The organism is Bradyrhizobium sp. USDA 4502 (genome assembly GCF_054063355.1).
Genome location: NZ_JBSSGF010000001.1, coordinates 4,990,672 through 5,016,765, shown reverse-complemented (window position 1 = coordinate 5,016,765; position 26,094 = coordinate 4,990,672). Strand labels below are relative to the sequence as shown.

Genomic DNA, 26,094 nt, shown 5'->3' with positions numbered 1-26,094 from the left:
CTTCGCATCCGGCCCAGACTTGGCCCGCATAACCGCGGCCCCTGAGCGCGCGGACAATCAATGAACGGACGTCCCGCAACAAACGACGGGCGCCGAGAGGGAAACAGGGAGGCATCACATGGCTATTTCACGCCGTGACGTTTTGTTGGGCAGCGCCGGTGCATTGGGCGCCGCATCATTTTCCTTCCCGGCGCCTGCCATCGCACAGTCGGAACCGATCAAGATCGGCTGTCTCGCGGCGATCACCGGTCCGAGCTCGGCGCCGACCGTCGGCTTCAATCGCGGCGTCAACTTCGCGGTCGACGCCATCAACGGCGCCGGCGGGGTGAAGGGCCGCAAGATCGAGCTCGTGATGCGCGACACCCAGGGCGATCCGACCAAGGCGGTGAACGCCACGCAGGAGCTGATCAGCCAGGCCAAGGTGCACGCAATCTGGGGTCCGCTGAACTCGGGCGAGGCGCTGGCGACGACGCCGATCATGGCGCGCGCCAAGATGCCCGACCTGCACCCTTGCGTCGTCGAGACCCTGATCGACCCGGTCAAGTTCCCCAACGCGTTCCGCATCGCGCCGTCGAACAACCAATGGGACGATGCCGTGCGCAATTACTGTCTCAAGATCCTCAAGGTGAAGAAGGTCGCGGTGATCGGCGACACCACCGGCTATGGCGTCACCGCGGTCGGCGCTTCCGTCGCGGCGTTCAAGAAGGATGGCGCGGAGGTAGCCTATCAGGCCAATATCGACGCCACGCAGCCCGACATGACGCCGGACATGCTGCGCACCAAGAATGCCGGCGCGGAAGCGATCGTGGTGTGGAGCGTCTCGACCGGTATGGAGGCGCGCATGTTCAACACCCGCGCCGCGATGAACTGGGACGTGCCTTTCGTCGGTCATCCCTCGATGGCGTCGGGCGAGCTTGCGAGCCTGGTCGCCAAGCCGGAGAACTGGAAGAAGGTCTACGCGATCGGCTACAAGAGCTGCAGCTATGACGGCGCCGGCAAGCTGCCGCCGAAGAGCGCGGACCTGGTCGCGCGCCTGACCAAGGCCAACATCGCGCTGAACGACACGCTGTTGTGGTGGGTCGCAGGCGGCATCGATTGCATCGAGCTGATCGCCAAGGCGGTCGCCGAAAGCGGCTCGACCGACAGCGCCGGCATCATCAAGTACTGGAACACGCTGTCGACCTATCCTGGCTATTTCGGCAATTACCGCTTCTCGCCGACCGAGCACAACGGCTACCTGACCGAAGAGATCGTGATGTCGGAAGCCTCTACCGCCAAGGACGGCACCTTCGCGCTGGCGCCGGGGTATACATAGAAGGGCGAGGGCGCAGCCGATGCTGGCCTCGATCCTTGCATCCGGTCTCGCGGCGGGCGCGATCTACGCGCTCGTCGGCGTCACCTACAACACGATGTTCTCGACCTCGCGGGTGATGAGCTTCACCGCCGGCCAGCTGGCGATGCTGGGCGGCGTGTTTGGCTCGATGTTCACGCTGAAGCTCGGCCTGCCCATTGCCGTCGGCTTCGTGCTGACGCTGCTCTGCTGCGCGGTGATCGGAATCATCACGGAATTCGTCGCGGTGCGGCCGGTGCTCAAGAGCCTCGACCAGCATCTCTACGTGCTCTCGACCCTCGCGGTCGCGCTGATGATCCAGCAAATCACCGCGATCAAATGGGGCACCGAGCCGCAGCCGTTCCCGCGCATCGCGGGATTCGGCGAGGGCGTTTGGGACGAGAAATTCTGGCTGCCGGTCCTCGCCTGCGCCGTCACCATCATCGGCCTTGAATATCTCTACCGCCGCACCCTGGTCGGCCGCGCGTTCCTTGCCATCGCCGAGGATAATTTTGCGGCGCGGGCGCTCGGCCTGCCGGAGTGCAATCTGCGCGTCGCGAGCTACGCGCTCGCCGGCGTGGTCGGCGGCATCGCCGGGTTTTCCGGCGGGCAGTTGCTGCTGGCCTTCTTCGCCAACGGCGCGCTGCTCAACTTCTACGGCTTCGTGCCGGTGGCGCTGGGCGGGCTCGGCAATAACAGAGGCGCGATCATCGGCGGGCTGGCGCTCGGCCTGTTCCAGCAGGCGGCGAACTTCCTGGTCGGCGGCATCTTCTCCTCGGTCGCGGTGTTCACGCTGTTCATCGTGGTGCTGCTCGCCGCGCCGCAAGGGCTGTTCGGCGCCTCGACCGCGCGGAGAGTGTGATGACGTCGGTCGTGGCCACGCCGTCCCGAACCGACAGCGGCGTGTGGCGCGCCGCGCTGCCGCACGTCCTGCCGTTCCTCGGCATTCTGGTGGCGGCGGTGCTGCTGCCGTTCGTCAGCAACGATTACTGGGTGCTGATCGGTACCCGCATGGCGATCTACTGGGTGCTGGTGTCGGGCCTCAATCTGGTGGTCGGCTTCGCCGGTCACCTTGCGATCGGCTATGTCGCGCTGCTGACGCTCGGCGCCTACACGACGAGCGTGCTGGTTGCCGGCAACGTGATGCCGGCGCTTCCGGTATTCGTCGCCTTGCCGATCGCCGGCCTGATCGGCGCGATCTTCGGCGTGGTGGTCGGTCTGCCGGCGCTGCGCCTGCGTACCTTCTACTTCGCCATGTCGACGCTTGGCTTTGCGACCATCGTGACCCAGATTGCGCTGGCCTGGCAGAGCGTGACCGGCGGCGGCATCGGCATTGCAGGTCCCGAATTCCCGCCGCCGTTCAATACGCCGTGGGGCTTCTACGCCCTCTGCATCGCCTTCGCCGCGCTGACCACCTGGATGAGCGCCAATGTCGCGCGCAGCCGGTTCGGCCGCGCGCTGATCGCGGTGCGCGACGCCGAGGTCGCCGCTGAGGCCAGCGGCATCTCCAAGCCGAAAATGCTGATCGCGATCTTCCTGTTCGCCGGCGCGCTGGCGGCGATCGCCGGCGGATTGTTCGCGACCCTGCAGACCTACATCACGCCCGATGCGTTCACTTTCGATCTCTCGGTGCTGTTCTTCATCGCGATCCTGATCGGCGGCCGCGGCTCGATCCTCGGGCCCATGCTCGGCACCATCATCCTGACCATCCTGCCCGAGATCGCGGCGCCACTCGCGGCGTGGTCGACCTTCCTCTACGCGGTGCTGCTGCTCGTGATCGTGCTGGTGATGCCCGGTGGCATCGCGGCGCTGCTCGATTTCCGCAACCGCCGGCCGCTCGCCAGCAACCGCGCCATCGTTCCGCGTCCCGCTGCACTCGCCGACATCGTGCGCCGCAGGGACGGCGGCAAGACGCTGCAGCTGCGCGGCATCGCGCTGAGCTTCGGCAATGTGAAGGCGATCGATGGTCTCGATCTCGATATTGCGCCCGGCGCGATCCACGGGCTGATCGGACCGAACGGCAGCGGCAAGACCACGACGCTCAACGTGATCTCGGGCTATTATGCCGCCAAAGCCGGCACCATGACGCTTGGCGGCGAAGTCCTGGCCGCGGGCCAGCCGGTCAAGCGCGCCGCGTGCGGCATCGCGCGCACCTTCCAGACGCCGCGGGTGATCGGCGAAGCCTCGGTGCTAGAGAACGTCATGATCGGCGGCTCGATCGAGGGCCGTGCCAATTTCGTCGAGGCGATACTCGCACTGCCGCGCAACGGCGCCGACGAGCGTCTGCTCGCGGCCAAGGCGTACGCACTGCTCGGCGTCGTCGGCCTCGAGGCGCTCGCCGACATACGCGCCGATCGCCTGCAGCACAGCGAACTGCGCTTCATCGAGATCGCGCGGGCGCTGATGCTCGATCCGGACTTCCTGCTGCTCGACGAGCCCGCCGCGGGTCTCTCCAATGACGAGATCGAGCGGCTTGCCAGCCTGATCAAGGCGGTCTGCGGCCGCGGTACCGGTGTGCTGCTGGTCGAGCACCATGCCGATCTGATCTTCGATATCTGCCACGAGGTCACCGTGCTCAATCTGGGCCGGACGCTGGCGGCGGGAACCCCGGCGGAGATCCGCGTCCACAAGGAGGTCGTCAGTGCCTATCTCGGCGGCTGAACCGTTGCTCGCGGTCAATGGGCTGCAGTCCGGCTATGGCAAGATCCGTGTGCTGCACGGCATCGACATCACGATTGGCGCCGGCGAGGTCGTGGCGCTGCTCGGGCCCAACGGGGCCGGCAAGACCACGCTGCTGCGCGCGATGTCCGGACTGTTGCCCGTCACTGCCGGACAGGTCCGGTTCGGCGACCGCGACATGACCAACGCCACGCCGCGCGATGCCGCGCGTGCCGGGCTGGTGCATGTGATCGAGGGACATCGCGTGTTCACGCAGATCTCGGTGACCGACAATTTGCTGCTTGCCGGCTATGACCTGCCGCGCGCCGAGCGCGCCGTGCGCATCGAGGAGGCATTGGCGTTCTTTCCCGAAATCGCCGAGAAGCGGCATGAACGCGGCGGCGCGCTGTCGGGCGGGCAGCAGCAGATGCTGACGGTGGCGCAGGGCCTGGTCCGCCGGCCGCGGCTGTTGATGCTCGACGAGCCGTCCGCCGGACTGTCGCCGGTGCTGATCGATCGCGTCCTCAACGTCATCGGCCGGCTGCGCGAGCAGGGCACCTCCGTGCTGCTGGTCGAGCAGCTCTTGGAGAAGGCACTCGCCTGTGCCGATCGCGTCTACGCGCTGGTGCAGGGTGCGATCGCGCTGGAGGCGCCGACCGGAGAGAGCGACCTCGCGCATCGGCTCGAGCGCGCCTATTTCGGCCATGAGAGCCACGCGTTGCAGACCTAGCCAATGCAACCTGTGTGCTCGACGCCAACGGCCACGCAACTTGTGATCGGATGCGGCGTCGACTGCCGTTGTGGCGCAATCTGCACGTGCGCCATAAAATGACACGACAGGTGCAGGCGGCTTTGCTAAGCTTCACAGCGATGCCCGATTGTGATCATTGTCGCGTTGTTTTTAAGACTTGTTGCGGTTGCCTGCGTCTGCAGCTCTCTTCAAGAGGCCTACGATGCAATGTTTGCGTTGCGGTTGTCAGAACAGGGCGACCAATGAGTATTGCGAAGGGTGCGGGGCCTCTCTCGGAATTACGTGTGAAGCTTGCGGCCACCTGAACGGATCAAGCAGCCGCTTTTGCGGAAAGTGTGGCGCTGCGTTGGCGACGGCGATTGACGCGACCCGGGTTCAGCCGTCGCACGAGCATGCCCTGAGGAGCCTGCATGCCAAGGGCGGGGAGCGGAAGCGCCTCACGATCCTTTTCGCTGATATCAGCAACTCGACGGGCATCATCGATAGCCTCGGAGATCCCGAACTGGGCATGCGGCGCTTGCAGCCGGTGCTCGACCTGATGAACGAGGCGGTTCACCGCTACGGCGGCGTCGTCAACAAGGCCCAAGGCGACGGCGTCATGGCGATGTTCGGCGCCCCGCAGCCTCATGAGGATCACGCCGTTCGGGGCTGTCTCGCGGCGTTGGCGATGCAGGATGACGTCAAGCGGCTGCATGACGTCGATATGCAAATCCGCGTCGGCGTCCACACCGGTGAGGTCGTCTTCCAGGCCATCGAGCACGGCATCTATCAAACCTATGATGCCGCGGGCGCGAACGTGCACCTCGCCAGTCGACTGGAGCACCTTGCCGAGCCCGGCACCATTCTGGTCTCGAGGGAAACCTACGCTGTCGCGAAGCAGTTCGTGGAGGTGGAGTCGCTTGGCGAGCAGGCCATTCGGGGGCTCGCGGCTCCCGTCGAGGTGCTCAGGCTGAGGGGCCTTCAGCATGCGCCGTCGAGCGGTGTGTTCCGGACCGGACGACGGTTGAGTCCCTTGACCGGCCGCGCCGACGAGTTTGCGGCGCTGACAGCTGAACTCGAGAACACCCGCAAGGGAGATGGCCGGGTGATCGGTGTCGTCGGCGAAGCCGGCATTGGAAAGAGTCGCCTTTGCTTCGAATTTGCCGAGAGTTGTCGCAGCAAGGGCATCCGCGTCTTCGAGGCGCGTGTGCTCGCGCACGGCCGCGCAACGCCGTTTCAGCCGGTGCTGGCGCTGCTTCGGGATATTTTCGGCCTTCGCATCAAGGAGGAAGCGCCGGACGTTTCGCGCCGCCGTATCTTCGACCGGCTGGCGGCGATGCCGGTCTCCGATCATCTGGCACCCGTGCTGCTGGAATTCCTCGGTCTGGCGGACCCGCACCAGCCCGCGCCGAAACTGGATCCCAAGGCCCGCAAGGCCCAATTGCTCGATTTCGTCGGCGAACTGGTACGCGCCGCACCTCGTGACAATGTGACGGTCGTCCTGATCGACGATCTGCACTGGATCGATCCGGCGAGCGAGGAGTTTGTCGAGGCCCTTGCCGACGCCGTGGTCGGAACCACGACGATGCTGCTGGTCAATTTCAGGGCCGGATTGAGCGCGCCGCTGATGCAGCGGTCGCATTATCGGCAGATCAACATGGCGCCGCTTGGGCCCGCGGAGGCGCAATCGATCTTGCGCGATCATTTTGGTACCGACCCGTCGCTGGCGCTGTTGAGCCGGAACATCGTCGAGCGCGCGCACGGCAATCCGTTCTTCCTGGAAGAGCTCATGAGCGCCCTCGTCGAGCGCGGCGACTTCGAGGGCGAGAAGGGCGCGTACCGGCTGAAGGGCGGCATCGACACAATCCCGCTTCCGACGACCGTGCAAGCAGTGGTCGCGGCGCGCATCGATCGCCTCGACGAACACGCAAAAAGAGCCCTCGAGGTCGCTTCGGTTGCCGGGCGCGAGATTTCGTTGTCGGTTCTCGATGCCGTTGCCGGACTGGCGAAGGCCGAGCTGCTGGAAGCCGTGGGACATTTGCGACGCGCCGAATTGCTCTACGACGTGCCTCCCTTCGAGCAGCGGCTGATCGCGTTTCGTCATCCGCTGATCCAGGAAGTCGCTTATCTGTCGCTGTTGCACGAGCGGCGCCGCGAGCTTCACGCGGCCGTCGCGCAGGCGATCGAGAAGCTGTTCAAGGATCGCGCCGAGGAACGGGCGTCGCTTCTCGCCTACCATTGGGAGCATGCCGGCGAACATTTGAAGGCGGCGCAGCAGCACATGCGTGCGGCGGTCTGGGTCGGCGCGAACGATCCCAGTCAGGCCTTGCGGAGCTGGAAGAAGGTGCGTGAACTGCTGACGCACCAGCCTCCGTCGCAAATGACCGACTATCTGAAGATGATGGCCTGTGGCCAGATCGTGAATTTCGGCTGGCGCGAGGGAATTTCCGCCGCCGATGCGCAGGTCTATTTCGAGGAAGCCCGCGGCCTCGCGCTCGCGATGGGGGACCTGCGCGCCAACACGCTGATTCACGCTGCCTACGGCCGGATTTTGGCGAATGGCGGCTCGGCCGACGAATATGTCGAGCGGGTGCTGGAAGCCAAGGCGCTTGCCGACACCGGCACCGACACCAGCGTCCAGGTCACGCTGAAGGCCATTCTCTGTCATGCGCTCCGGCTCTCGGGGCGGATGTCGGAGGCGCTGCAGATGAACTTGGAGGCGGCCGCGCGCGCCTCGGAGATCGTGAAGTCGGACCGGGAGACGCTTGGATTCGACGTCGAGGTCTGGTTGACCGCCATGCGCGGGCAGACGCTCGTGATGCTAGGGCGCGGGTCCGAGGCCCGGCCACTGCTCGATCGCGTGCTGCAACTGGATGGCAGCCAGGTCGATGCCATTCACTATGTCATTCCGAGCCTCGCCTATGTCGACCTCGCCTGGTCCGAAGGCGACGTCGGACTGGCCCAGCACCACGCCGATCGCGCCTTCTTGCTCGCGGTCAAAAGCGGCAATCCATATTTGCGCGTCTACGCCCAGGCCAGCCGCGGCGTGTCCCATATGGTGGCAGGTCGGATCACATCATCGATCGAGGACCTGACGGCCGCGCTCGACTTCGCGCGAACCCGCAAGGCCGGCCTCGAAAACGAAGCACGGATTCTCGCCGATCTGGCGAACGCGTATCGGCAGAAGGGAGATGCGGCGGCGGCGTTGTCCGCCGTCGACGAGGCGATTGCGGTTGCGGTCAAGCGGCACGCGCGCATTCCGGAATGCCTTGCCCGATCGGTTCGCGCCGATCTGCTGTTGCGCTCCGGGCGCAGCGATGAGGCCGAGGAGGGCACGAAGGAACTGGACCGCGCGACCGCGCTGCTTCACGAGACCGGCGCGATGATCTTCGCGCCCTTTGTCGGTGGCGCGGGAAAGACGGTCAAAGCGAGTCGAAGTTCGAACGAAGCCAATAATATTTGAATTGCGAGTGAATTTGTTCTGATCCCATTCGGATGATCTCATGTTGTTCGCGAATATGACGGGCGAACCGGTCGGCAAAGGAAGCGCCCGCACGCGCAGGGACGCGCTCCTTTGCGACATCCTTGCCGATTTCAGGCGTGCGTTTCCCGATCTGCTTTTCGAACTCGACGAAGGCAGCGCAACCGTCAATGCCCAGGCCTTCATTCGTGGCAACGACCGCGTCGTGCGGATCTATGGCGGACTGGCTTACCACGCGGCGATGAACGCCGATGGCCTGGTCTTCGCCGTGCTTCACGAAGTCGGACACCATCTGTCGAAAGGCGGCCGGCTCGCCGCCAATTCCGAGCTCGGTTGCGAGTGCGCGGCGGACCGCTGGATTCTCGCCAAGGGCGCAGCCCGGCTACGCAAGCAGACCGGGCGCACGCTCTCGATTGAGCGCGCGGTATCGAGCATCGAGCAGTTGACTGCGCTTGCCGCTTGCGGCCTGAGAGCTCGCAAGCGCGGTCCAAGCGTGTGCTGGGCCGATCATTGGCCGAGGCGCAAACATGTACTGGTTCGACCGGAGGCCGCGCCGGCAATTCCGCGGTGCTATCTGTCCGAGTTCTTACGACTGAATCAAATTGCACAAAGGGAGACGACAAATGGGTGCGCTACTTCCCGTCGGCAGCGGTCCCGATGCTGAAATCGTGGACCGGTTGAATGAGCTCTTCAGCGGCAAGGATCTGGCTACTCTTCGCAAGCACAACAAGAAAGAAAAGCTGTTTGATCCGAGCCACAGGTTGCGGCGCGTGGCGTTCCGCATCGGTGCCTATCCGAGCAAGGACTACGGGAAGGATGATGCCAAGCGGAAATGGTTCTTCTTTCTCCACCATGTGCTGCCTCAGGAGACGCAAGAGGCGATCAAGAAGATCCTGGGCGACGCGATGACCCGAACCGCGATCAAGGCGGTGAAGTTCTCGGTCGAGGAAAACAGCGTGGTGACCCATCCGCATCTGTTTCCGAGCAACAACGAGCCGCTCGCGAACTACCTGAATGGGGCCGGTACCGCCTATCTTGTCCATCTGGTCGTGCAAGGGCCGATGGATGACAGCGCCGAAGATCCGCCCGGCGACAACGACCCGGACAGCGGTGAACAGCCGATCGCCTGGCCCGAGCTTTCGCTCCGCAGGCCAACGTTCAGGCGCACCAAATCAGGCGGCGGGAAGCGCGCCGGCAAGAAGAAGGTCGTTGGCAAGAAGAAGGCAGCCAAAAAGTCGGCCAAGCGTCCGCGCAAGCGTTGACGAGGCGGTCACGGCGGTTGATTGTGGCGGCAAGGGTCGACGGATGCGTCGGCCCTTCTGTCTCCAGGTCGTCCTGAATCTGGCTGGTGGCAGCGCCTGCTGCCGGCTGCCCAAGTGTCCGCTACGGCGCCGGTCCAGCCTGTTCCGTTGCGGATGGAATGCTGCGTCCGATGCGACTTCCCTTTTTCTACGGCTGGATCATCGTCGCGGTGACCTTCGTCACCATGGCGATCGGCGTCAACGCGCGTACGGCGTTCTCGCTGTTCTATCCGCCGATCATCTCGGAATTCGGCTGGGAGCGCGGCATCACGGCGGGCGCCTTCTCGTTCGGCTTTGTCGCCTCGGCGATCGCAAGTCCGCTGATCGGCCGGTTGATGGACCGCGGCGGTCCGCGCGCGGTGATGGAGCTTGGCGTGCTCTTGATGGGCTCGGGCCTGCTGCTGGCGCCGCTGACGACGCAGCCCTGGCACCTCTATCTCACGATCGGCGTGCTGGTCGGCGCTGGCAGCGTCTGCCTCGGCTATTCCGGACAATCGTTGTTCGTGCCGAACTGGTTCCTCCGCCGCCGCGGACTTGCGATCGGGCTCGCCTTCGCGGGCGTCGGCATCGGCTCGGTGACGCTGCTGCCGTGGGTGCAGCACATGATCGAGCACACCGGCTGGCGCACCGCCTGCACCGCAATGGGGATCGTGGTGCTGGTCGTGCTGGCGCCGATCAATCTCTTGCTGCACAAGCGGCCGGAGGACATCGGCCTGCAGCCCGACGGCGATGCCGCGCCGACGGCGACGTCAGCCAGGCCGGCATCGAATATCGTCGACCCCGTGTGGGCCGGCACCGACTGGACGCTGTCGCGTGCGCTGCGCACCGCGCGGTTCTGGTGGATCGCGATCGGTTATTTCTGCGGCCTGTACATCTGGTACGCGGTGCAGGTGCATCAGACCAAATTCCTGCTCGACATCGGCTTCAGCTCCAGCGTCAGCGTCTGGGCGCTTGGCGTCGTCAGCCTGCTCGGCATTCCCGGCCAGATCTGGCTCGGGCATCTCTCCGATCGGATCGGCCGCGAATGGGTGTGGGCGATCTCCTGCTTCGGCTTCGTGATCTGCTTCGCCGCGCTCGCCGCCTTGAAATACTGGCCCAACATGACGCTGATCTATCTCATGGTCTTCACCCAGGGCGCGCTTGGTTATGGCCTGACATCCGTGATGGGACCGGTCGTGCTGGAGATCTTCCAGGGCAAGCATTACGGCAGCATCTTCGGCACCGTGATGCTGGCTGCGCTCGCCGGCGGCGCTGCAGGCCCCTGGATCACCGGCCAGCTCTATGATCTCTCGGGCAGCTATACCAGCGCCTTCCTGCTCGGGATCGCCGTCAGCCTGCTGTCGGCATTTGCGATCTGGCAGGCCGCGCCCCGCAAGGTCCGCGCCGTCGCCGGACAGATGCACAAGGCCGCAAGCGCGGCCTGACGCATCAGGCCGACGAAACGCCGATGGCGCGCTGCAGGTCGGTGATCGCGCGCAGGCAGCTGTCGGCGGGGGTGGTTTCCGGATCGATCAGGCGGTGCAGGCGGAAACCATCTTCCAGCGCCAGCACGATCGCTCCGGTCCAATCCGGATCGAGTCTGCCGTTCCGGCCGCTGTTCTTCTGCGCAGTCGTGACAATGTCGGCGATCAGCTTGCGCCGCGCGCGCAGACGTTTGGCGAGCTCGGGCCGGCGCTTCTCGGCGCGCGCCACGAACAGGATCATCTCCATGTGCAGGAGAGGGGAGCGGCCGAGCGGATCCTGCCGGCTGCGATCCATGGTGCGCAGCGCCTCGAGGAAGTCGGCCAGGTTGCTGTGCCGGGCGAGCAAGTCGAGATTGCGCCGGATCGATTGCTCGACGTGATCCTCGAGCATCGCGAAGATCAGCTCGTCCTTGCTCTTGAAGTTCGAATAGAAGGCGCCGCGGGTGAAGCCCGCCGCGGCCGCGATCGCCTCGATGCTGGCGCCGCCGATGCCCTGTTCCTCGAACACCCGCGCCGCAGCCTCGAACAGCTTCTCGCAGGTGTCGTCCCGTGTCGGTCTGGTTCGAACCCTTGACATCGGCGCATTTTAGGGCAGAATGCAACTCGATACAAGAGTGTATCGAGTTGCATTCGACAGAACCAGAACAGCCGCATCCGTGATGATGCGGTCTTGAGGATGACACCAGGGCACGCCAGCCTTTTAGGCATCGGCGTAGCGAGCGAACGAGGTCACCATGAACGAGCAAGTTCAGCCGGCGAGCGGCGAGCCGCTTTTCAATCCACTGGCGCCTGAATTCATTCGCAATCCCTATCCGTATTACGAGCGGCTGCGCCGCCTCGATCCGATGCATGTCAATGTGCACGGCGCTTTCGTCGCCAGCCGGCACGCCGAGGCGAGCCTCGTGCTGCGCGACAAGCGGTTCGGCAAGGATTTTGCCGAGCGCTCGATCCGCCGCTACGGTCCGAAGATCATGGACGAGCCGGTCTTCCGCAGCATGAGCCACTGGATGCTGCAGCAGGATCCGCCCGACCACACCCGCCTGCGTGGCCTTGTCGTCAAGGCTTTCACCGCGCGGCGGGTCGAGGACATGCGGCCGCGCATCCAGCACGTCGTCGACGAGACGCTCGACCGCATCATTCCGCAAGGCAAGATGGACTTGATCGAGGATTTCGCGTTCCGCCTGCCGGTCACCATCATCTGCGACATGCTCGGCATCCCCGAGGAACATCGCGAGGCCTTCTACAACGGTTCGCGCGATGGCGGCCGCATCCTCGAGCCGGTGCCGCTGACGCCCGAGGAAATCAAGCAGGGCAACGCCGCCAATGCGATGGCGGCGATGTATTTCCATCAGCTGTTCGAGCTGCGCCGCAAGCAGCCCGGCGACGACCTCACCACCCAGCTGGTGCAGGCCGAAGAGGACGGCCAGAAGCTCACCAACGAGGAACTGACCGGCAACATCATCCTGCTGTTCGGCGCCGGCCACGAGACGACCGTGAACCTGATCGGCAACGGCCTGCTGGCGCTGTTCCGCAACCCGGACCAACTCGCGCTGCTGAAGGCCAATCCCGGCCTGATCACCAACGCGATCGAGGAGTTTCTGCGTTACGATTCCTCGGTGCAGCTGACCGGCCGTGTCGCGCTGGAGGATATCGACGATCTCGGTGGCAAGCGCATCCCGAAGGGCGAGAGCGTGCTGTGCCTCCTGGGCTCGGCCAATCACGACGAGACTGTCTACCCCGACCACCCCGAAAGGCTCGACATCCGGCGGCCGAACGTCAAGCCGCTGTCGTTCGGCGGAGGCATCCATTTCTGTCTCGGCGCCCAGCTGGCGCGGATCGAGGCCGAGATCGCGATCTCGACACTGCTGCGCCGAATTCCCGACCTGCGGCTCGATGACGCGGAAAATCCGGAGTGGCGCCCGACCTTCGTGCTGCGCGGGCTGAAGCGGCTGCCGGCGAGCTGGTGACGTTCCCGCGGGCAGCGATCCGCGGCGAGGCCGGCACACGCACGCTTGAACGGGAAATCAACCATCTGTCCAGAGTCCCAGCAGTAAACCGGCTGTGACTTCGCCGTACTTGTCTCTATATTTGGGTTGCTCCGGCCAGAGGTTGGCAAAGGGTTCAGCATGAGGAGGCTGCCCCGGAGCTGGCTCAAAGGGAGACACCGTGCAGACGACGCTGCTCGGCCTGGCAATTGCCTTCATTCTTGCACTGGTCGCGGCGCTGGTCGGTCCATATTTCGTTGACTGGAACCAGTTCCGGCCGCAGTTCGAGGCGGAGGCGTCCAAGATCATCGGCGTGCCGATTCGCGTCGCCGGCAATCTCGACGCGCGTCTGCTGCCGGCACCCTCGCTGCGGTTGAAGACGGTCACCGTCGGCGGCGCCAACGACCTCGGCAAGATTCGGGCTGCCAATCTCGACGTCGAACTCAGCCTGAGCTCGCTGATGCGCGGCGAGTGGCGCGCGAACGAGCTCACCATCAACGGCGTGTCGCTCGATCTCGGGCTGGACCCGAAAGGGCGGATCGACTGGTCGCCGTCGAGCGGGAGCTTCAACCTCGCTTCGCTGGCGATCGACCGGCTCAACCTGACCGGCCGCATCGCGCTGCATGATGCAGCGAGCCGCAGCACGCTCGAGCTCAACGACATTGCCTTCAGTGGCGACGTCCGCTCGCTTGCCGGCGCGATCCGGGGTGACGGCAATTTCATGTTCGACGGCAACCGCTACCCGTTTCGGGTCTCCTCGGGGCAGAGCGCCGATGGCAGCGGCACTCGCCTGCACTTCAGCATCGATCCCGGGCAGCGGCCGGTGTCGGCCGATCTCGACGGCATCCTGACATTCGAGGCCCGCGCGCCGCGGTTCGAGGGCACGCTGACGCTGGCGGGTGCGCCCGGTCAGCGCGGCGGCGATGCGCCGCCATGGCGGATCGCGGCCAAGGTGAAATCGGATTATTCGGCGGCGCGGCTCGACCAGATCGACGTGAGCTATGGCGCCGAGGACCGTGCGCTGAAGCTCGCCGGCAATGGCGATCTGCGTTTCGGTGCGTCGCCGCTGCTGCGCGCCTCGCTTACGGCGCGGCAGCTCGACGGCGACAAGTTCGCCGCCAAGGATAGCAGCAATGGCAATGTCGAGCCGGTCCGCGTGCTGCCGGCGATGCGCGCGGTGTTGTCGGGTCTTCCGCAAAGCCCGATACCGGCGCAGGTGGAGCTGGCATCCGAGCAGATCATGCTCGGCGGCCGTCCATTGCAGGACATCTCGGCGGAGCTGCGATCGGATGCGAAATCATGGACGGTGCGCCGGCTGGAATTTCGCGCGCCGGGATCCACGCGGGTCTCGATGAGCGGTGCCAGCGCGCAAGCTGGAGCGGCGAACAGCTTCAAGACCGCGCTCAACATCGAATCGTCCGATCCCGACGCGCTGATGACCTGGCTGCAGGGGCGCGGCGACGCCACCTATCGCAGCCAGAGGCCGCTGCGTTTGCGCGGCGACGTCATGGTGTCACCATCGGGCTTTTCGATCGATGCGATGAAGGCGGAGATCGAAAGCGGCACGCTCGAGGGCCGCGTCGCGGTTACGTACCGCGAGGCAACCAGCGGCTCGAAGGTCGAGGCGCAGTTGAAGGCGGATCGGCTCGATCTCGACGCGACCGCGGCATTGATCCGCTCGCTGGCCGGTCCGCAAGGCGAATGGCCCGACGAGGCGCAGCTGTCGCTCGACGTCGGGCGCGCGGTCTCTTCCGGGCAGGAATTGCGGCCGCTGCTGGCGAAGATCGCCTATAGCCCGAAGAATGTCGTGCTCGAGCGCGTCAAGATCGGCCAGCCCGACAACGTCACGCTCGACGGCAGCGGCAATTTCGACCGCGCCAATTCGACCGGCAAGCTCGCGGTCGACGCGACCGCCGCGTCGCTTGGCCGGCTGACCGCTGTGGTTCAGCCGTTCGCGCCGGCGCTGGCCGCGCGGCTTGGCGTGCTCCGCGCGGATGCCGGCCCGGTTCGCGCCAGGCTCGCGCTCGACCTCGGCAAGGGCAAGGCTGCCGACCGCGTCAGCGCGCGCGCGACGCTCGATCTCGACACGCCGCAGCTCAAGGGCAATACGGTGATTTCGGCGACGCCACAGGTGGCCGCGATCCGTGCGCTGGACTTCGATGCACTTCGCCGCCACGAGGTTGCAGCGGAGACGAAATTCTCGGCAGGCGATGGCAACGCTTTGCTGGCGCTGCTTGGGCTTGACCATGCGGTCGCAGCCGGTGCCGGTTCGACGCAATTCGAGGGCACGGCGATCGGCGCGTGGGGCGCGCCGTTGCGGCTGAAGGCAAGGCTCTGGGGCGCAGGGCTCGACGCGGATGCCGAAGGGACCGCGGAGCCTTGGACCAAGGACGGGGCCAACGCGGGCAAATCGAGCATCAGCCTCCGCGTCCGCAGCGCCGACATCAGTCCGCTGCTCAATCTGAAGCCAGCCGATCCGGTCGCAAACATCCGCCTGTCGTCGAAGCTGACGCTCGCGGGCGACAAGCTGACCTTCGACGATCTCGACAGCATCGTCGCCGGTTCACGGCTGCGCGGTCATCTGGCGCTGACGCTCGCCGATCAGAAAAGCGTCGACGGCGAAGTCGGTCTCGATCAGATCACGCTGGCGCCGATTTTCGCGGCCGCGATCGGCGCGGCCGGTCACGATGCGACGGAGCCGCTCGGCCAGGGCCTCACAAGCGCCTGGCGCGGCAAGGTCACGTTCGAAGCGCTGCATGGCCTGCTGCCGGGTGGCGCCGAACTGCAGCCGGTCAGCGGCACCATCAGGTCGGACGGGCAATCGCTGACCTTCGACGGCATCAAGGGCAAGCTCGGCGGTGGCGAGGCGACCGCCACCATCGATGCGCGACAGGGCGCCAACGGACTTGCGCTCAGCGCCAATGTGCAGCTGTCCGGCATCGACAGTTCAGCCTTGCGCTACCGCAGTCTCGCGATGCCCAAGGGGCGCGCTTCGATGCAGATGACGTTGTTGACGCAGGGCCGCAGCGCCTCGGCGTTGACCGGCGCGCTGTCCGGCAGCGGCACCGTGACGCTGGAGGGGCTGAGCCTTCCGGGCCTCGATCCGCGCGCCTTCGAGGTTGCGATCCGCGCCAGCGATTCCGGGCAGGCGACCGACGACACGCGGCTGCGGCAGATCGTCGAACCGGTGCTCGCGAGCGGCGCGCTGTCGATTGCTTCGGCGCAAATCCCCTTCAACATCCGCGACGGCCGTCTCCGGGTCGGCGCCACCACGCTCGCGGCGAACGGCGCCAATGCGATCGTATCCGGCGGCTACGACATTCCGGCCGACCAGGCCGACATCCGCGCCGCCCTGGCATCGACGCAGGTCGGCACGGCCAACAGCCGACCGGAAATCCAGCTGCTTGCCGTTGGCACGCCCGACGGATTGTCGCGCAGCATCGACATTGCGGCGCTGTCGTCGTGGCTTGCGGTGCGCGCGATCGACCGGGAGACCAAGCGGCTCGACGCCATCGAGCGCGGCGAACCGGCGCCGCCGCCGACCCAAACGGCGCTTCCGCATCCGGCCGAGCCGGCGCCGGATGCATCCAACCCGAATTCGGCAGGCGTGCCTTCCGCCAACTTGCCGGGGCCTGGTCCTGATCCGCGCCGCGTGCCGGCGAAGCCGAAGATCGTTGCGCCGCGGCCGCCGACTGTCCCGCCGGCCGCCACCGCGCCCGCCATTGCGCCGCCCGCGTCGCTTGCGAGCCAGCCGCAGCTGGCGCCGCTGCCGCCGCCGATCGAGGTCAAGCCGGCGCCCGGCGCGGCCAGGCCAAAGCCGCTGCGGCCCCCGCTGTCGCTGACGCCGCAGGTCGCCAATCCACCGCAGCGGCCGGCGATGCAGAACTAAACGCGCTTTCAAGCGAAGTGGGCACCGGTTCGCGTCAAGACAGCGCGTCAAACGAAGCGCTGGCTCATGATCGGTGCTGGAGAATATTGATCAGCTTGCCGAAGGGATCGCGGACGAAGAAGCGCCGCACGCCCCACGGCTCGTCCGCCGGTCCGTATTCGATCGCGATGCAGGCTGCCTTCATTCGGCGCAGGGCCTCGTCGAGATCGTCAACCTCAATGGAGAGATCAGGCACCGGCGTGCCGGAGCCACCTTCGGAAGCGAAGCTGATTTGAGCCTGCATTGTTTCGGATGAGCCATAAGTCGCAACCCAACCGAAATCCATCAGGGGCTCGAGGCCAAGCACGTCGCGATAAAACGACTTCGCTGCCGCTGTGTCCGGTGCGGCAACGTTCGCGACGATCCGATTGACCTTCATGCTGAGCCCGCGCAGCGGAACGACCGTCTACTGGTGGCGACGGTCGGAGACGGCCGTCAGGCCTGCTGACGCGTGTCAACCTGTTGCGGCCTGACATCCGTGGGCACCGCCGGCGTGGCGCGCGAGCGGAAGTAGTCGAGCACGAACAGCCGGATCGCGGAGGACAAATTGCCCTGCTGACGGTTGTTGTCGATCTCGCCGACCAACTCCGACAGCGTCATGTTCCGCAGACCGGAAATCTCCTTCATGCCATTCCAGAAGGCTTCTTCGAGGCTGACGCTGGTCTTGTGTCCGGCGACGACAATCGAGCGCTTGACGACGGGAGACTTCATGATGCGTCTCCATTTTCGATGCGGTGCTGATCGAGCACACGCGCGTTGCGCTCGCCGAGGAATTCGTCACGCGCTCGTTCGGATTTGGTGCGACCGAATAGCGCACGATTGGCTTCGGCCTGCTTCGCTGCTTGTTCGCGCTCACCGCGCTTCTTGAATCGTTTCAAGTTGACCACGTCGCCCATGCTCGTCGTCCTCATCGTCCCCAGAGCGGAATTGGTGATGCATCGTGACGAAAGCAAGAGCAACTGCGCTACGCGCCCGGCTCGATATCCATCCCGAATCCCCGTTTGATGCTCTGATAGCATCAAAGAATCCGTTTCGCTCTGCGAAAACTAGACGTCTGTACCATGCGCCAGCGCAGAGCTCATAGGTAACGCGCCTTAGTCTTTAGGCGTTATGATCCATAATTATATCACGCGCGCTGACCGTAATTATCCGGACAATGCGCGCTTCGCTTTAGCCCGGGTGTGTCATTTTGTCCGGCTGCACGAGGCGATCAAATTCATCCGCGGAAACAAATCCGAGCCGCAAAGCCTCTTCCTTCAGCGTCGTTCCGCGCGCATGCGCCGACTTGGCGACCTTGGCTGCGTTGTCGTAACCGATCTTCGGTGCGAGTGCGGTGACCAGCATCAGCGAGCGCTGCATCAGTTCGTTGATGCGCTTTTCGTCGGCGCGTATTCCGACAACGCAATGCTCGGTAAATGAGCGGACAACGTCAGACAGCAACTGAATGGAATTTATCATACAGTATGCCAACACAGGCTTGTACACGTTCAACTCGAAATGGCCCTGGCTGCCGGCGACGGTGATCGTGGTCTGATTGCCGAACACCTGGCAGCAGACCATGGTCATGGCTTCGCACTGGGTCGGGTTGACCTTGCCCGGCATGATCGACGAGCCCGGCTCGTTCTCGGGCAGGATCAACTCGCCGAGGCCCGAGCGCGGGCCCGAGCCGAGCAAGCGGATATCGTTGGCGATCTTGAACAGGCCGGTCGCCACCGAGTTGATCGCGCCGTGCACCAGCACATAGGCGTCGTTGGAAGCCAGCGCCTCGAACTTGTTGGCCGCGCTGGTGAACGGCAGCTTGGTGATCTTGGCGACGTGGCGCGCGAAGGTTTTCGCAAATCGCGGCTTCGAGTTGAGGCCGGTGCCGACGGCGGTGCCGCCCTGCGCGAGCGGAAACAGATCTTTCACCGCGACGCGCAGCCGCGCGATGCCGCTCTCGACCTGCGCGGCGTAGCCGGAGAATTCCTGGCCGAGCGTCAGCGGCGTCGCATCCTGGGTGTGGGTGCGTCCGATCTTGACGATCTTGGCAAACGCCTTCTCCTTGTTGCGCAACGCGCGATGCAGTTCGGTGAGTGCCGGAATCAGATCGGCGACGATGCGGCTCGCTGCGGCGATATGCATCGCGGTCGGAAACGAGTCGTTCGACGACTGACTCATGTTGACGTGATCGTTCGGATGAATCGGCTTCTTGGCGCCAAGCTCGCCGCCGAGCATCTGGTTGGCGCGGTTGGCGATCACCTCGTTCACGTTCATGTTGCTCTGCGTGCCCGAACCGGTCTGCCAGACCACCAGCGGGAAATTGTCGTCGAGCTTGCCTTCGATTACTTCCTTGGCTGCGCGGATGATGGCGCCGGCGCGGCGCGCATCGAGCTGGCCGAGCTCGCGATTGGTCTCCGCGGCCGCAAGCTTCACGATGCCGAGTGCATGGACGATCGCGATCGGCATGCGGTCGTGGCCGATCTTGAAATTCTGCCGCGAGCGTTCGGTCTGCGCGCCCCAATAGCGGTCGGCGGGAACGTCGATCGGACCGAAGCTGTCGGTCTCGCTGCGGGTCTTTGCCTTGGAGGGGATCGTCGATCGAGCCATCATGCTTTCCGTGGATGCTTGCCGTTGCGTCATCAAAACGTGGCCCGGCGCGGCAACGCGACAGCGTCCGCGTGAAGGGCACGTTCATACAGAAGGTAGGCCGCGATGACGATTTGTCATCCCGATCCCGGCAAGCATCCTACAAGGTCGAGGCGTGATCTGCGCTTAGATTATTTCTTGCGGAAGCGGTCCAGCCGCACGACCTCGGCGCCTTCGCTGGGCTTCGCGGGCTCCTGCTCGGTCTCGGCGCTCTCGGTCTCGGCCGCTGCGTGGGCCGCAGGGGCGGGCAGGGGAGAGGCCGGTGCGGTGGCGGGAGGGGCTTCTTCGGACAATGCGTCCGAGACATCGAAGCGCAAATCGAACGGCGCGGACGGATCGAGGAAGCGCGTCACCGCGGCGAACGGCACGGTCAGCCGCTCGGGAATCCCGCCGAACGACAGGCCGACCTCGAAGCGATCCTCGGTCACCACCAGATCCCAGAACTGGTGCTGCAGGATGATGGTCATCTCCTCCGGATACTGCGCGAGCAGCCGGGGCGACAGCTTCACGCCGTCGCCGTGCGACAGGAAGGTGATGTAGAAATGATGCTCGCCCGGCAGGCCATGCTCGGCGGCGTCGGACAGCACCCGGCGCAGCACCCCGCGCAGCGCATCGCGCGCCAGCACGTCATATCGGATGTGATCGGTCGCCATGGTGATCCTGTCGCTTCGAAAATGCCCGCCGGGGCGGCGCCGGACCGTCCGACTCGCCCTTTTGCCATGCTACCCCGCCGGGAGCCGGAAATCAGCAGGGCTGGCCGCTGAAATGCGCGCGGACGCCCGATTGGGAAGCAAGGGATAAAGTGGAGGCTTCTGTTGCCAGGTGCCTCCGAACCCCGCCTAGCGGAGCTTAACCCGCTAGGACTTTAAGATGGTCTTTCAAACTGCGTTACGCAGCCTGAGCAACCGGAGCAAAGTTGTCGTTGGCAACTATTGCATTGGCCCGATGTCGGCGGAACCATACCGAGAAAAAACACGCCCTTTACGCCCTCGTCGATCCTATTTCGCCCCCGCCGAAAGCCACCGCGACGGATGGGTTTTGGTGGAGGCGCCGGGTACCGCCCCCGGGTCCGAATGGTTTATTGCGACGGTCATTTATTTCCATAGCCGGCGAACCGGCACCCCCAATATAGCGGCAAAGTCTTAGAAAAACAGAGCCGATTCAGGTCCTTTCGGCTGTGAAAACCCGCCGATTTGGGGCTGGCCAAGGTCTTGGCGCTGTCCCGGCGCCGTTCTAGGTTTCGTCCATGCCCCCGGAATCTCCGCCGGTTGCCGCCCCGGCGCCGGATGCCCCCGTACCATCGCCGCCCCACCAGCCCGGCCTGCTCGAGCTGTTCCTGGCCTTTGCCAAGATGTCGCTGGCCGGCTTTGGCGGGGTTCTGGTCTGGGCCCGCCGCGCGATCGTCGAGCAGCACCGCTGGATGACCGCGGAGGAGTTCAACGAGACCTTCGCGCTGTGCCATTTCCTGCCAGGTCCGAACATCGTCAACCTGTCGGTCGTATTCGGCTCGCGCTTTCGCGGCATAGCCGGCGGGCTCGCGGCCTTCGCCGGGCTGGTCGGGCCGCCGATGGTGATCGCGACCATCCTTGCCGCGCTCTATGCCCGTTACGGCGACATCGACGTGCTGCGCCGGACGCTCGCCGGCGTCGCCTGCGCCGCGGTCGGGCTGCTGTTCGCCGTCGTCTTCAAGATGATGATGCCGCTCCTGAAGCGGCGCGATGTCACGGGCCTCGTCATTCTGGCTGCTGTTTTCGTCGCGATCGGACTGATCCGCTGGCCGCTCCAGATCGTGCTGCTGGTGGCGATCCCGCTCAGCATTGCGACGACGGTCCTGGCGCGCCGCATGGTGCGGGCATGAGCTCGGAGTCCAACCCGATCGCGGCGCTGGTCTGGACCTTCGGCCTGATGTCGCTGTTTGCGGTCGGCGGCGCCAATTCGGCGATTCCCGAAATGCACCGTGCCGCCGTCGACGTGCATCACTGGCTGACCGACAAGCAGTTCGCCGACGTATTCGCGATCTCGCAGCTCTCGCCGGGGCCGAACGTGCTGATCGTGACCTTGATAGGCTATTCTGTCGCAGGCGTCGCCGGGGCGTTGGCCGCGACGGTGGCGATGTGCGGACCGACCGCGCTGCTTGCCTATTATGTGAGCCGTTTCCTCGATCGCTCGCGCGAGGCGCGCTGGCCGGCGATGATCCAGGCGGCACTGGTTCCGCTGTCGATCGGTCTGATGGCGGCCTCCGGCCTGATCGTGGCGCAGACCTCAGACCAAAGTTGGATCGCGGTCCTGATCACCATTGTCGCGGCCGCGCTTGCTTTTGCGACGCGGATCAACCCTTTGTGGATGTTGCTGGCCGGAGGCCTTTTGGGTTTCGCTGGCGTTATCTGACGAAAATCGCTAGCAAGGCTTTCGGTCAACGCACCACAAACCAAGCCATTCAATCAAAACGGGCGGGACAGCCCTGACGGGGGAAGCGAAGTCATGAGCGATACGCCGAGCGAGGCGCCGGTCAAATCGATCTTGCCGAAATGGGTGCGCGGTCCGCAGGATTTTGTCGGCGGGCTCGCCATGATGGCGGTTGCGCTGTTTGCCTTGTGGGCCTCGAGCGATTTGCAGGGCATGCACGGATTTTCGTTCGGCGCCGGAACCGCGCCGCGCATGTTCGCCGTGCTGCTGCTGTTGCTCGGCGGTGGTGTCGCGCTGATGGGAGTTCTGCAGAATGGCCCGCATATCGCGGCCTATTCCTGGCGCGGCCCGTTGTTCGTATCCGCCGCAATCGTGTTCTTCGCATTGGCGATCCGGCCGCTCGGGCTTGTGGTCTCCGCCTTTGCCGCCTTCATGATCGCGGCGATGGGCTCGCAGGAGACGAAATTGGTCGAGGCCATCATTGTCGGCGCCTGTCTGACCCTCGGCTGCGCGCTGCTTTTCCCCTATGTGCTGGGACTTCCGATGCCGATGTTCCCGCGTTTCCTGATCCAGTGAGGGCGTGATGGAACTGTTTGCCAATCTCGCCCACGGTTTCGCGGTCGCATTCTCGCCGATCAACCTTCTGATGTGCCTGATCGGCGCACTGGTCGGCACGCTGGTCGGCGTGCTGCCGGGCATCGGCACCATCGCCACCGTCGCCATGCTGCTGCCGATCACCTTCGGCCTGCCGCCGGTCGGTGCGCTGATCATGCTCGCCGGCATCTATTACGGCGCGCAATATGGCGGCTCGACCACCTCGATCCTGGTCAATATTCCGGGCGAGGCGACCTCCGTCGTCACCGCGCTTGACGGCCACCAGATGGCCAAGCAGGGCCGCGCCGGTCCGGCTCTGGCGATCGCCGCGATCGGCTCGTTCTTCGCCGGCTGCGTCGCGACCGTGCTGATCGCCGTGCTCGGCGCGCCGCTGACCAAGCTCGCGCTGGCGTTCGGTCCGGCTGAATATTTCTCGCTGATGGTGCTCGGCCTGATCTTCGCGGTGGTGCTCGCCAAGGGCTCGGTGCTGAAGGCGATCGCGATGATCGTGTTCGGCCTGTTGCTGTCGATGGTCGGTTCCGACATCGAGACCGGCGCCTCGCGCATGGCCTTCAACATCCCCGAACTCGCCGACGGTCTCGGCTTTGCCACCGTGGCGATGGGTGTGTTCGGCTTCGCCGAGATCATCCGCAACCTCGACCACGGCGCCGAGATGAACCGCAACCTGGTGCAGCAGAAGATCACCGGTCTGATGCCGACCAGGAAGGACATCGCGGATTCCACGCCTGCGATCCTGCGCGGCACCGTGCTCGGCTCGATCCTCGGCATCCTGCCGGGCGGCGGCGCCGTGATCGCGTCGTTCGCGGCCTATACGCTGGAGAAGAAGCTGGCGAAGGATCCGAAGCGGTTCGGCCGCGGCGCGATCGAGGGCGTGGCGGCGCCGGAAAGCGCCAACAACGCCGCGGCGCAGACCTCGTTCATCCCGCTGCTCACGCTCGGCATCCCGCCGAACGCGGTGATGGCGCTGATGGTCGGCGCGATGACCATCCACGGCATCGTGCCGGGTCCGCAGGTGATGCAGAAGCAGCCCGATCTGGTCTGGGGCATGATCGCCTCGATGTGGATCGGCAATCTGATGCTGATCATCATCAACCTGCCGTTGGTGGGCATCTGGGTCCGTCTGCTGCGCGTGCCGTACCGCCTGATGTTCCCCTCGATCGTGGTGTTCTGCGCGATCGGCATCTACTCGGTGAACAACGCGCCGGTCGACGTCGTGCTCGCCGGCGTGTTCGGCCTGGTCGGCTATTGGCTGATCAAGCACGATTTCGAGCCGGCACCGCTGCTGCTCGGCATGGTGCTGGGCCCGCTGATGGAGGAGAACCTGCGTCGCGCGCTGTTGATCTCGCGCGGCGACTGGAGCGTGTTCGTCTCGCGGCCGCTGTCGGCGGTGCTGCTGGCGATCGCGGCCGGTCTCCTGGTGCTTGCCGTGCTGCCGACCTTGCGTGCCAAGCGCGACGAAGTGTTCGTGGAATCCGAGGGCTGAGCGAGCCGTCGGCCCTGCGTCGGCGCGCCGCAGGCGGAAGTCGAATCGACACTCGATGTCGTCCCGTGAAATGAAAATGCCGGCCGATTTGGCCGGCATTTTTATTGGTCAAACGATCACCGGGAGGAATTGAGATGATGTCCATTCGCTCGCTTGCGGGCGCATGCCTTTCGGCATTTGTCGCGCTCGGCGCATTCGCCGTACCGGCGTCTGCGCAAAATTATCCGACCCGCACCATCACCATGATCGTGCCGTTCGCAGCCGGCGGCCCGACCGACGTCATTTCGCGCATCGTCACCGCGCACATGGCGCAGACGCTGGGACAGAGCATCGTCATCGAGAACGTGGTCGGCGCCGGCGGCACCACCGCGACGACGCGCGCCGCACGTGCCGCCAATGACGGCTATACGTTGATCACAGGGCATATGGGCACGCACGCTGCCTCCGTGCCGCTCTATCCGAAGCTTGCCTACCACCCGGAAAGGGATTTCGAGCCCGTCGCGCTGCTCGCCGGCACGCCGATCCTGATCCTTGCCCGCAAGGACTTTCCGCCGAAGGACCTCAAGGAATTCGTCGCCTACGTGAAGGCCAATGCCGAGAAGGTCAACGCCGCGCATGCCGGCATCGGTTCGGTCTCGCACGCCTCCTGCGAGCTCCTGAACTCGATCCTCGGCATCAAGCCGGTCGGCGTGCCCTTCAACGGCACCGGCCCGGCCATGAATGCGCTGGTCGCCGGCCAGGTCGACTACATGTGCGACCAGATCGTCAACGCGGTGCCGCAGATCAACGCCGGCACCATTAAGGCCTATGCGGTCGCGACCCCCGAGCGCAACCCGTCGCTGCCCAATGTGCCGACCACGACGGAAGCCGGCTTGCCGGCCTTCCAGGCCCAGGCCTGGAATGCGATTTTCGCGCCGAAGGGAACTTCGCCCGCCATCATCGCCACGTTGAATGCCGCGGCCATCAAGGCGCTCGACGATGAGAATGTCCGCAAGCGCCTGCTCGACCTCGGCAGCGTGATCCCGGCACCCGCCAACCGTACGCCGGAGGCGCTCGCGACCCTCGTCAAGAACGAGATCGCGAAGTGGACGCCGGTGCTCAAGCCGGCAACTTAATCCAGTACAATCAAGTGGATAGGATAGGGGCGGGACGCGAGTTCCGCCCCTTGTCGTTTGGCGCGGAGTGCTCACTTTTCAGGGTATAATCGGTGTGTTCAGCCGAATCAGCGTGCCGACCGGCGGCCTTGGTCGCTACATTGGCCGTTCTCTCGAAAGCCCGAAACAGACGCCATGAACCAGTATCACGACCTGCTCGAACGCATCCTCGCCGACGGCGCCGAGAAGCACGACCGCACCGGCACCGGGACGCTGTCGATCTTCGGTCATCAGATGCGTTTCAACCTCGCGGCCGGCTTCCCGATGCTGACCACCAAGCGGCTGCCGCTGAAGGCGATCGTGCACGAGCTGCTCTGGTTCCTCGCCGGCGACACCAACATCAAATATCTCAACGACAACGGCGTCACGATCTGGGACGAATGGGCCGACGCCAACGGAGACCTCGGTCCGGTGTACGGCTCGCAATGGCGGTCGTGGCCCGCGCCGGATGGCCGTAGCATCGACCAGATCGCTGGCGTGGTCGAGATGATCAAGCGCAATCCGGATTCGCGGCGGCTGATCGTCAGCGCCTGGAATCCGGCCGAGGTCGACAAGATGGCGCTGCCGCCGTGCCATTGCCTGTTCCAGTTCTATGTCGCGAACGGCAAATTGTCCTGTCAGCTCTATCAGCGCTCGGGCGACGTCTTCCTCGGCGTGCCCTTCAATATCGCCTCCTATGCGTTGCTCACCATGATGGTCGCGCAGGTGACCGGGCTCAAGCCCGGCGATTTCGTGCACTCGCTCGGCGACGCGCACCTCTACTCGAACCATCTCGAGCAGGCGCGCCTGCAACTGACGCGGCCGACGCGGCCGTTGCCGACGATGGTGATCAATCCGGACGTGAAGGATATCTTCGAGTTCCGCTACGAGGACTTCAAACTCGAAGGTTACGACCCGCATCCGCACATCAAGGCCGAGGTGGCGGTATAAGTTGC

The 26,094-nt window shown here is 65.0% G+C and carries 22 protein-coding genes and 1 other RNA gene; 16 read left to right on the top strand and 7 right to left on the bottom strand.

Annotated elements, in window-relative coordinates; genetic code table 11:
* The first annotated feature begins 118 nt into the window (after positions 1 to 118).
* From ACVW1B_RS23435 to ACVW1B_RS23400, 8 genes are all read left to right on the top strand, one after another.
* Positions 119 to 1,315 (top strand): ABC transporter substrate-binding protein, encoded by a 1,197-nt coding sequence (locus ACVW1B_RS23435; RefSeq protein WP_253607585.1) that lies wholly within the window; start codon positions 119 to 121, stop codon positions 1,313 to 1,315.
* Between the two features lie 19 nt (positions 1,316 to 1,334).
* Positions 1,335 to 2,192, top strand: a complete 858-nt coding sequence (locus ACVW1B_RS23430; RefSeq protein WP_310880660.1) for a branched-chain amino acid ABC transporter permease — start codon at positions 1,335 to 1,337, stop codon at positions 2,190 to 2,192.
* Positions 2,192 to 3,991 carry a branched-chain amino acid ABC transporter ATP-binding protein/permease gene (locus tag ACVW1B_RS23425; protein ID WP_310880659.1) on the top strand — a complete coding sequence of 600 codons (1,800 nt, stop codon included), beginning with the start codon at positions 2,192 to 2,194 and terminating at the stop codon, positions 3,989 to 3,991. Before ACVW1B_RS23430 ends, ACVW1B_RS23425 begins: the two co-directional genes overlap by 1 nt.
* The gene (locus ACVW1B_RS23420) at positions 3,972 to 4,718 is read left to right on the top strand and encodes an ABC transporter ATP-binding protein (RefSeq protein ID WP_310880658.1); all 747 of its coding nucleotides are present in this window, start codon (positions 3,972 to 3,974) and stop codon (positions 4,716 to 4,718) included. Before ACVW1B_RS23425 ends, ACVW1B_RS23420 begins: the two co-directional genes overlap by 20 nt.
* Before the next feature lie 223 nt (positions 4,719 to 4,941).
* Positions 4,942 to 8,181 carry an AAA family ATPase gene (locus ACVW1B_RS23415; RefSeq protein ID WP_310880657.1) on the top strand — a complete coding sequence of 1,080 codons (3,240 nt, stop codon included), beginning with the start codon at positions 4,942 to 4,944 and terminating at the stop codon, positions 8,179 to 8,181.
* Between the two features lie 40 nt (positions 8,182 to 8,221).
* Entirely contained in the window at positions 8,222 to 8,863 is a 642-nt protein-coding gene (locus tag ACVW1B_RS23410) for a hypothetical protein (protein WP_310880656.1), read from the top strand.
* Positions 8,823 to 9,461: a hypothetical protein gene (locus tag ACVW1B_RS23405; RefSeq protein ID WP_253607591.1), complete on the top strand. Its 639-nt coding sequence runs from the start codon at positions 8,823 to 8,825 to the stop codon at positions 9,459 to 9,461. Before ACVW1B_RS23410 ends, ACVW1B_RS23405 begins: the two co-directional genes overlap by 41 nt.
* A gap of 170 nt (positions 9,462 to 9,631) precedes the next feature.
* Entirely contained in the window at positions 9,632 to 10,924 is a 1,293-nt protein-coding gene (locus ACVW1B_RS23400) for an MFS transporter (protein WP_456779583.1), read from the top strand.
* A 4-nt stretch (positions 10,925 to 10,928) separates the two neighbouring features.
* Here the strand turns inward: ACVW1B_RS23400 and ACVW1B_RS23395 are convergent, their stop codons facing one another.
* Complete coding sequence (locus ACVW1B_RS23395) at positions 10,929 to 11,540, bottom strand: TetR/AcrR family transcriptional regulator (RefSeq protein WP_028342330.1); 612 nt, start codon at positions 11,538 to 11,540, stop codon at positions 10,929 to 10,931.
* 157 nt (positions 11,541 to 11,697) lie between these two features.
* On the opposite strand from ACVW1B_RS23395, the gene ACVW1B_RS23390 reads away from it, so the two are divergent.
* Both ACVW1B_RS23390 and ACVW1B_RS23385 read left to right on the top strand, forming a co-directional pair.
* Positions 11,698 to 12,930 (top strand): cytochrome P450, encoded by a 1,233-nt coding sequence (locus ACVW1B_RS23390; RefSeq protein ID WP_310880654.1) that lies wholly within the window; start codon positions 11,698 to 11,700, stop codon positions 12,928 to 12,930.
* Positions 12,931 to 13,129: 199 nt separating this feature from the next.
* The gene (locus ACVW1B_RS23385) at positions 13,130 to 16,837 is read left to right on the top strand and encodes an AsmA family protein (protein WP_310880653.1); all 3,708 of its coding nucleotides are present in this window, start codon (positions 13,130 to 13,132) and stop codon (positions 16,835 to 16,837) included.
* A 64-nt stretch (positions 16,838 to 16,901) separates the two neighbouring features.
* On the opposite strand, the gene ACVW1B_RS23380 is transcribed toward ACVW1B_RS23385, so the two are convergent.
* The 6 genes from ACVW1B_RS23380 to ssrA form a co-directional block, all read right to left on the bottom strand.
* Positions 16,902 to 17,255 (bottom strand): VOC family protein, encoded by a 354-nt coding sequence (locus ACVW1B_RS23380; RefSeq protein WP_076824248.1) that lies wholly within the window; start codon positions 17,253 to 17,255, stop codon positions 16,902 to 16,904.
* Positions 17,256 to 17,311: 56 nt separating this feature from the next.
* Positions 17,312 to 17,587 (bottom strand): ribbon-helix-helix domain-containing protein, encoded by a 276-nt coding sequence (locus ACVW1B_RS23375; RefSeq protein ID WP_024580116.1) that lies wholly within the window; start codon positions 17,585 to 17,587, stop codon positions 17,312 to 17,314.
* Entirely contained in the window at positions 17,584 to 17,772 is a 189-nt protein-coding gene (locus tag ACVW1B_RS23370) for a DUF4169 family protein (protein ID WP_016841076.1), read from the bottom strand. The genes ACVW1B_RS23375 and ACVW1B_RS23370 overlap by 4 nt, the downstream gene beginning before the upstream one ends.
* 274 nt (positions 17,773 to 18,046) lie before the next feature.
* Complete coding sequence (gene fumC, locus ACVW1B_RS23365; RefSeq protein WP_196238196.1) at positions 18,047 to 19,465, bottom strand: class II fumarate hydratase; 1,419 nt, start codon at positions 19,463 to 19,465, stop codon at positions 18,047 to 18,049.
* A gap of 167 nt (positions 19,466 to 19,632) precedes the next feature.
* Positions 19,633 to 20,154 carry an SspB family protein gene (locus tag ACVW1B_RS23360; RefSeq protein WP_057015035.1) on the bottom strand — a complete coding sequence of 174 codons (522 nt, stop codon included), beginning with the start codon at positions 20,152 to 20,154 and terminating at the stop codon, positions 19,633 to 19,635.
* A gap of 148 nt (positions 20,155 to 20,302) precedes the next feature.
* Positions 20,303 to 20,658, bottom strand: a transfer-messenger RNA (tmRNA) gene (ssrA, locus tag ACVW1B_RS23355).
* 89 nt (positions 20,659 to 20,747) lie between these two features.
* On the opposite strand from ssrA, the gene ACVW1B_RS23350 reads away from it, so the two are divergent.
* From ACVW1B_RS23350 to ACVW1B_RS23325, 6 genes are all read left to right on the top strand, one after another.
* Positions 20,748 to 21,359, top strand: a complete 612-nt coding sequence (locus ACVW1B_RS23350) for a chromate transporter (RefSeq protein ID WP_310880652.1) — start codon at positions 20,748 to 20,750, stop codon at positions 21,357 to 21,359.
* Positions 21,356 to 21,889: a chromate transporter gene (locus ACVW1B_RS23345; protein WP_076824254.1), complete on the top strand. Its 534-nt coding sequence runs from the start codon at positions 21,356 to 21,358 to the stop codon at positions 21,887 to 21,889. Before ACVW1B_RS23350 ends, ACVW1B_RS23345 begins: the two co-directional genes overlap by 4 nt.
* Before the next feature lie 93 nt (positions 21,890 to 21,982).
* Positions 21,983 to 22,483, top strand: a complete 501-nt coding sequence (locus ACVW1B_RS23340) for a tripartite tricarboxylate transporter TctB family protein (protein ID WP_057015038.1) — start codon at positions 21,983 to 21,985, stop codon at positions 22,481 to 22,483.
* A 7-nt stretch (positions 22,484 to 22,490) separates the two neighbouring features.
* Complete coding sequence (locus tag ACVW1B_RS23335) at positions 22,491 to 24,005, top strand: tripartite tricarboxylate transporter permease (RefSeq protein WP_018272999.1); 1,515 nt, start codon at positions 22,491 to 22,493, stop codon at positions 24,003 to 24,005.
* Positions 24,006 to 24,139: 134 nt separating this feature from the next.
* Positions 24,140 to 25,120, top strand: a complete 981-nt coding sequence (locus ACVW1B_RS23330) for a tripartite tricarboxylate transporter substrate binding protein BugD (RefSeq protein WP_310880651.1) — start codon at positions 24,140 to 24,142, stop codon at positions 25,118 to 25,120.
* 174 nt (positions 25,121 to 25,294) lie between these two features.
* Positions 25,295 to 26,089, top strand: coding sequence for a thymidylate synthase (locus ACVW1B_RS23325; RefSeq protein WP_310880650.1), 795 nt, complete (start codon positions 25,295 to 25,297; stop codon positions 26,087 to 26,089).
* The last annotated feature ends 5 nt before the right edge of the window (positions 26,090 to 26,094 follow it).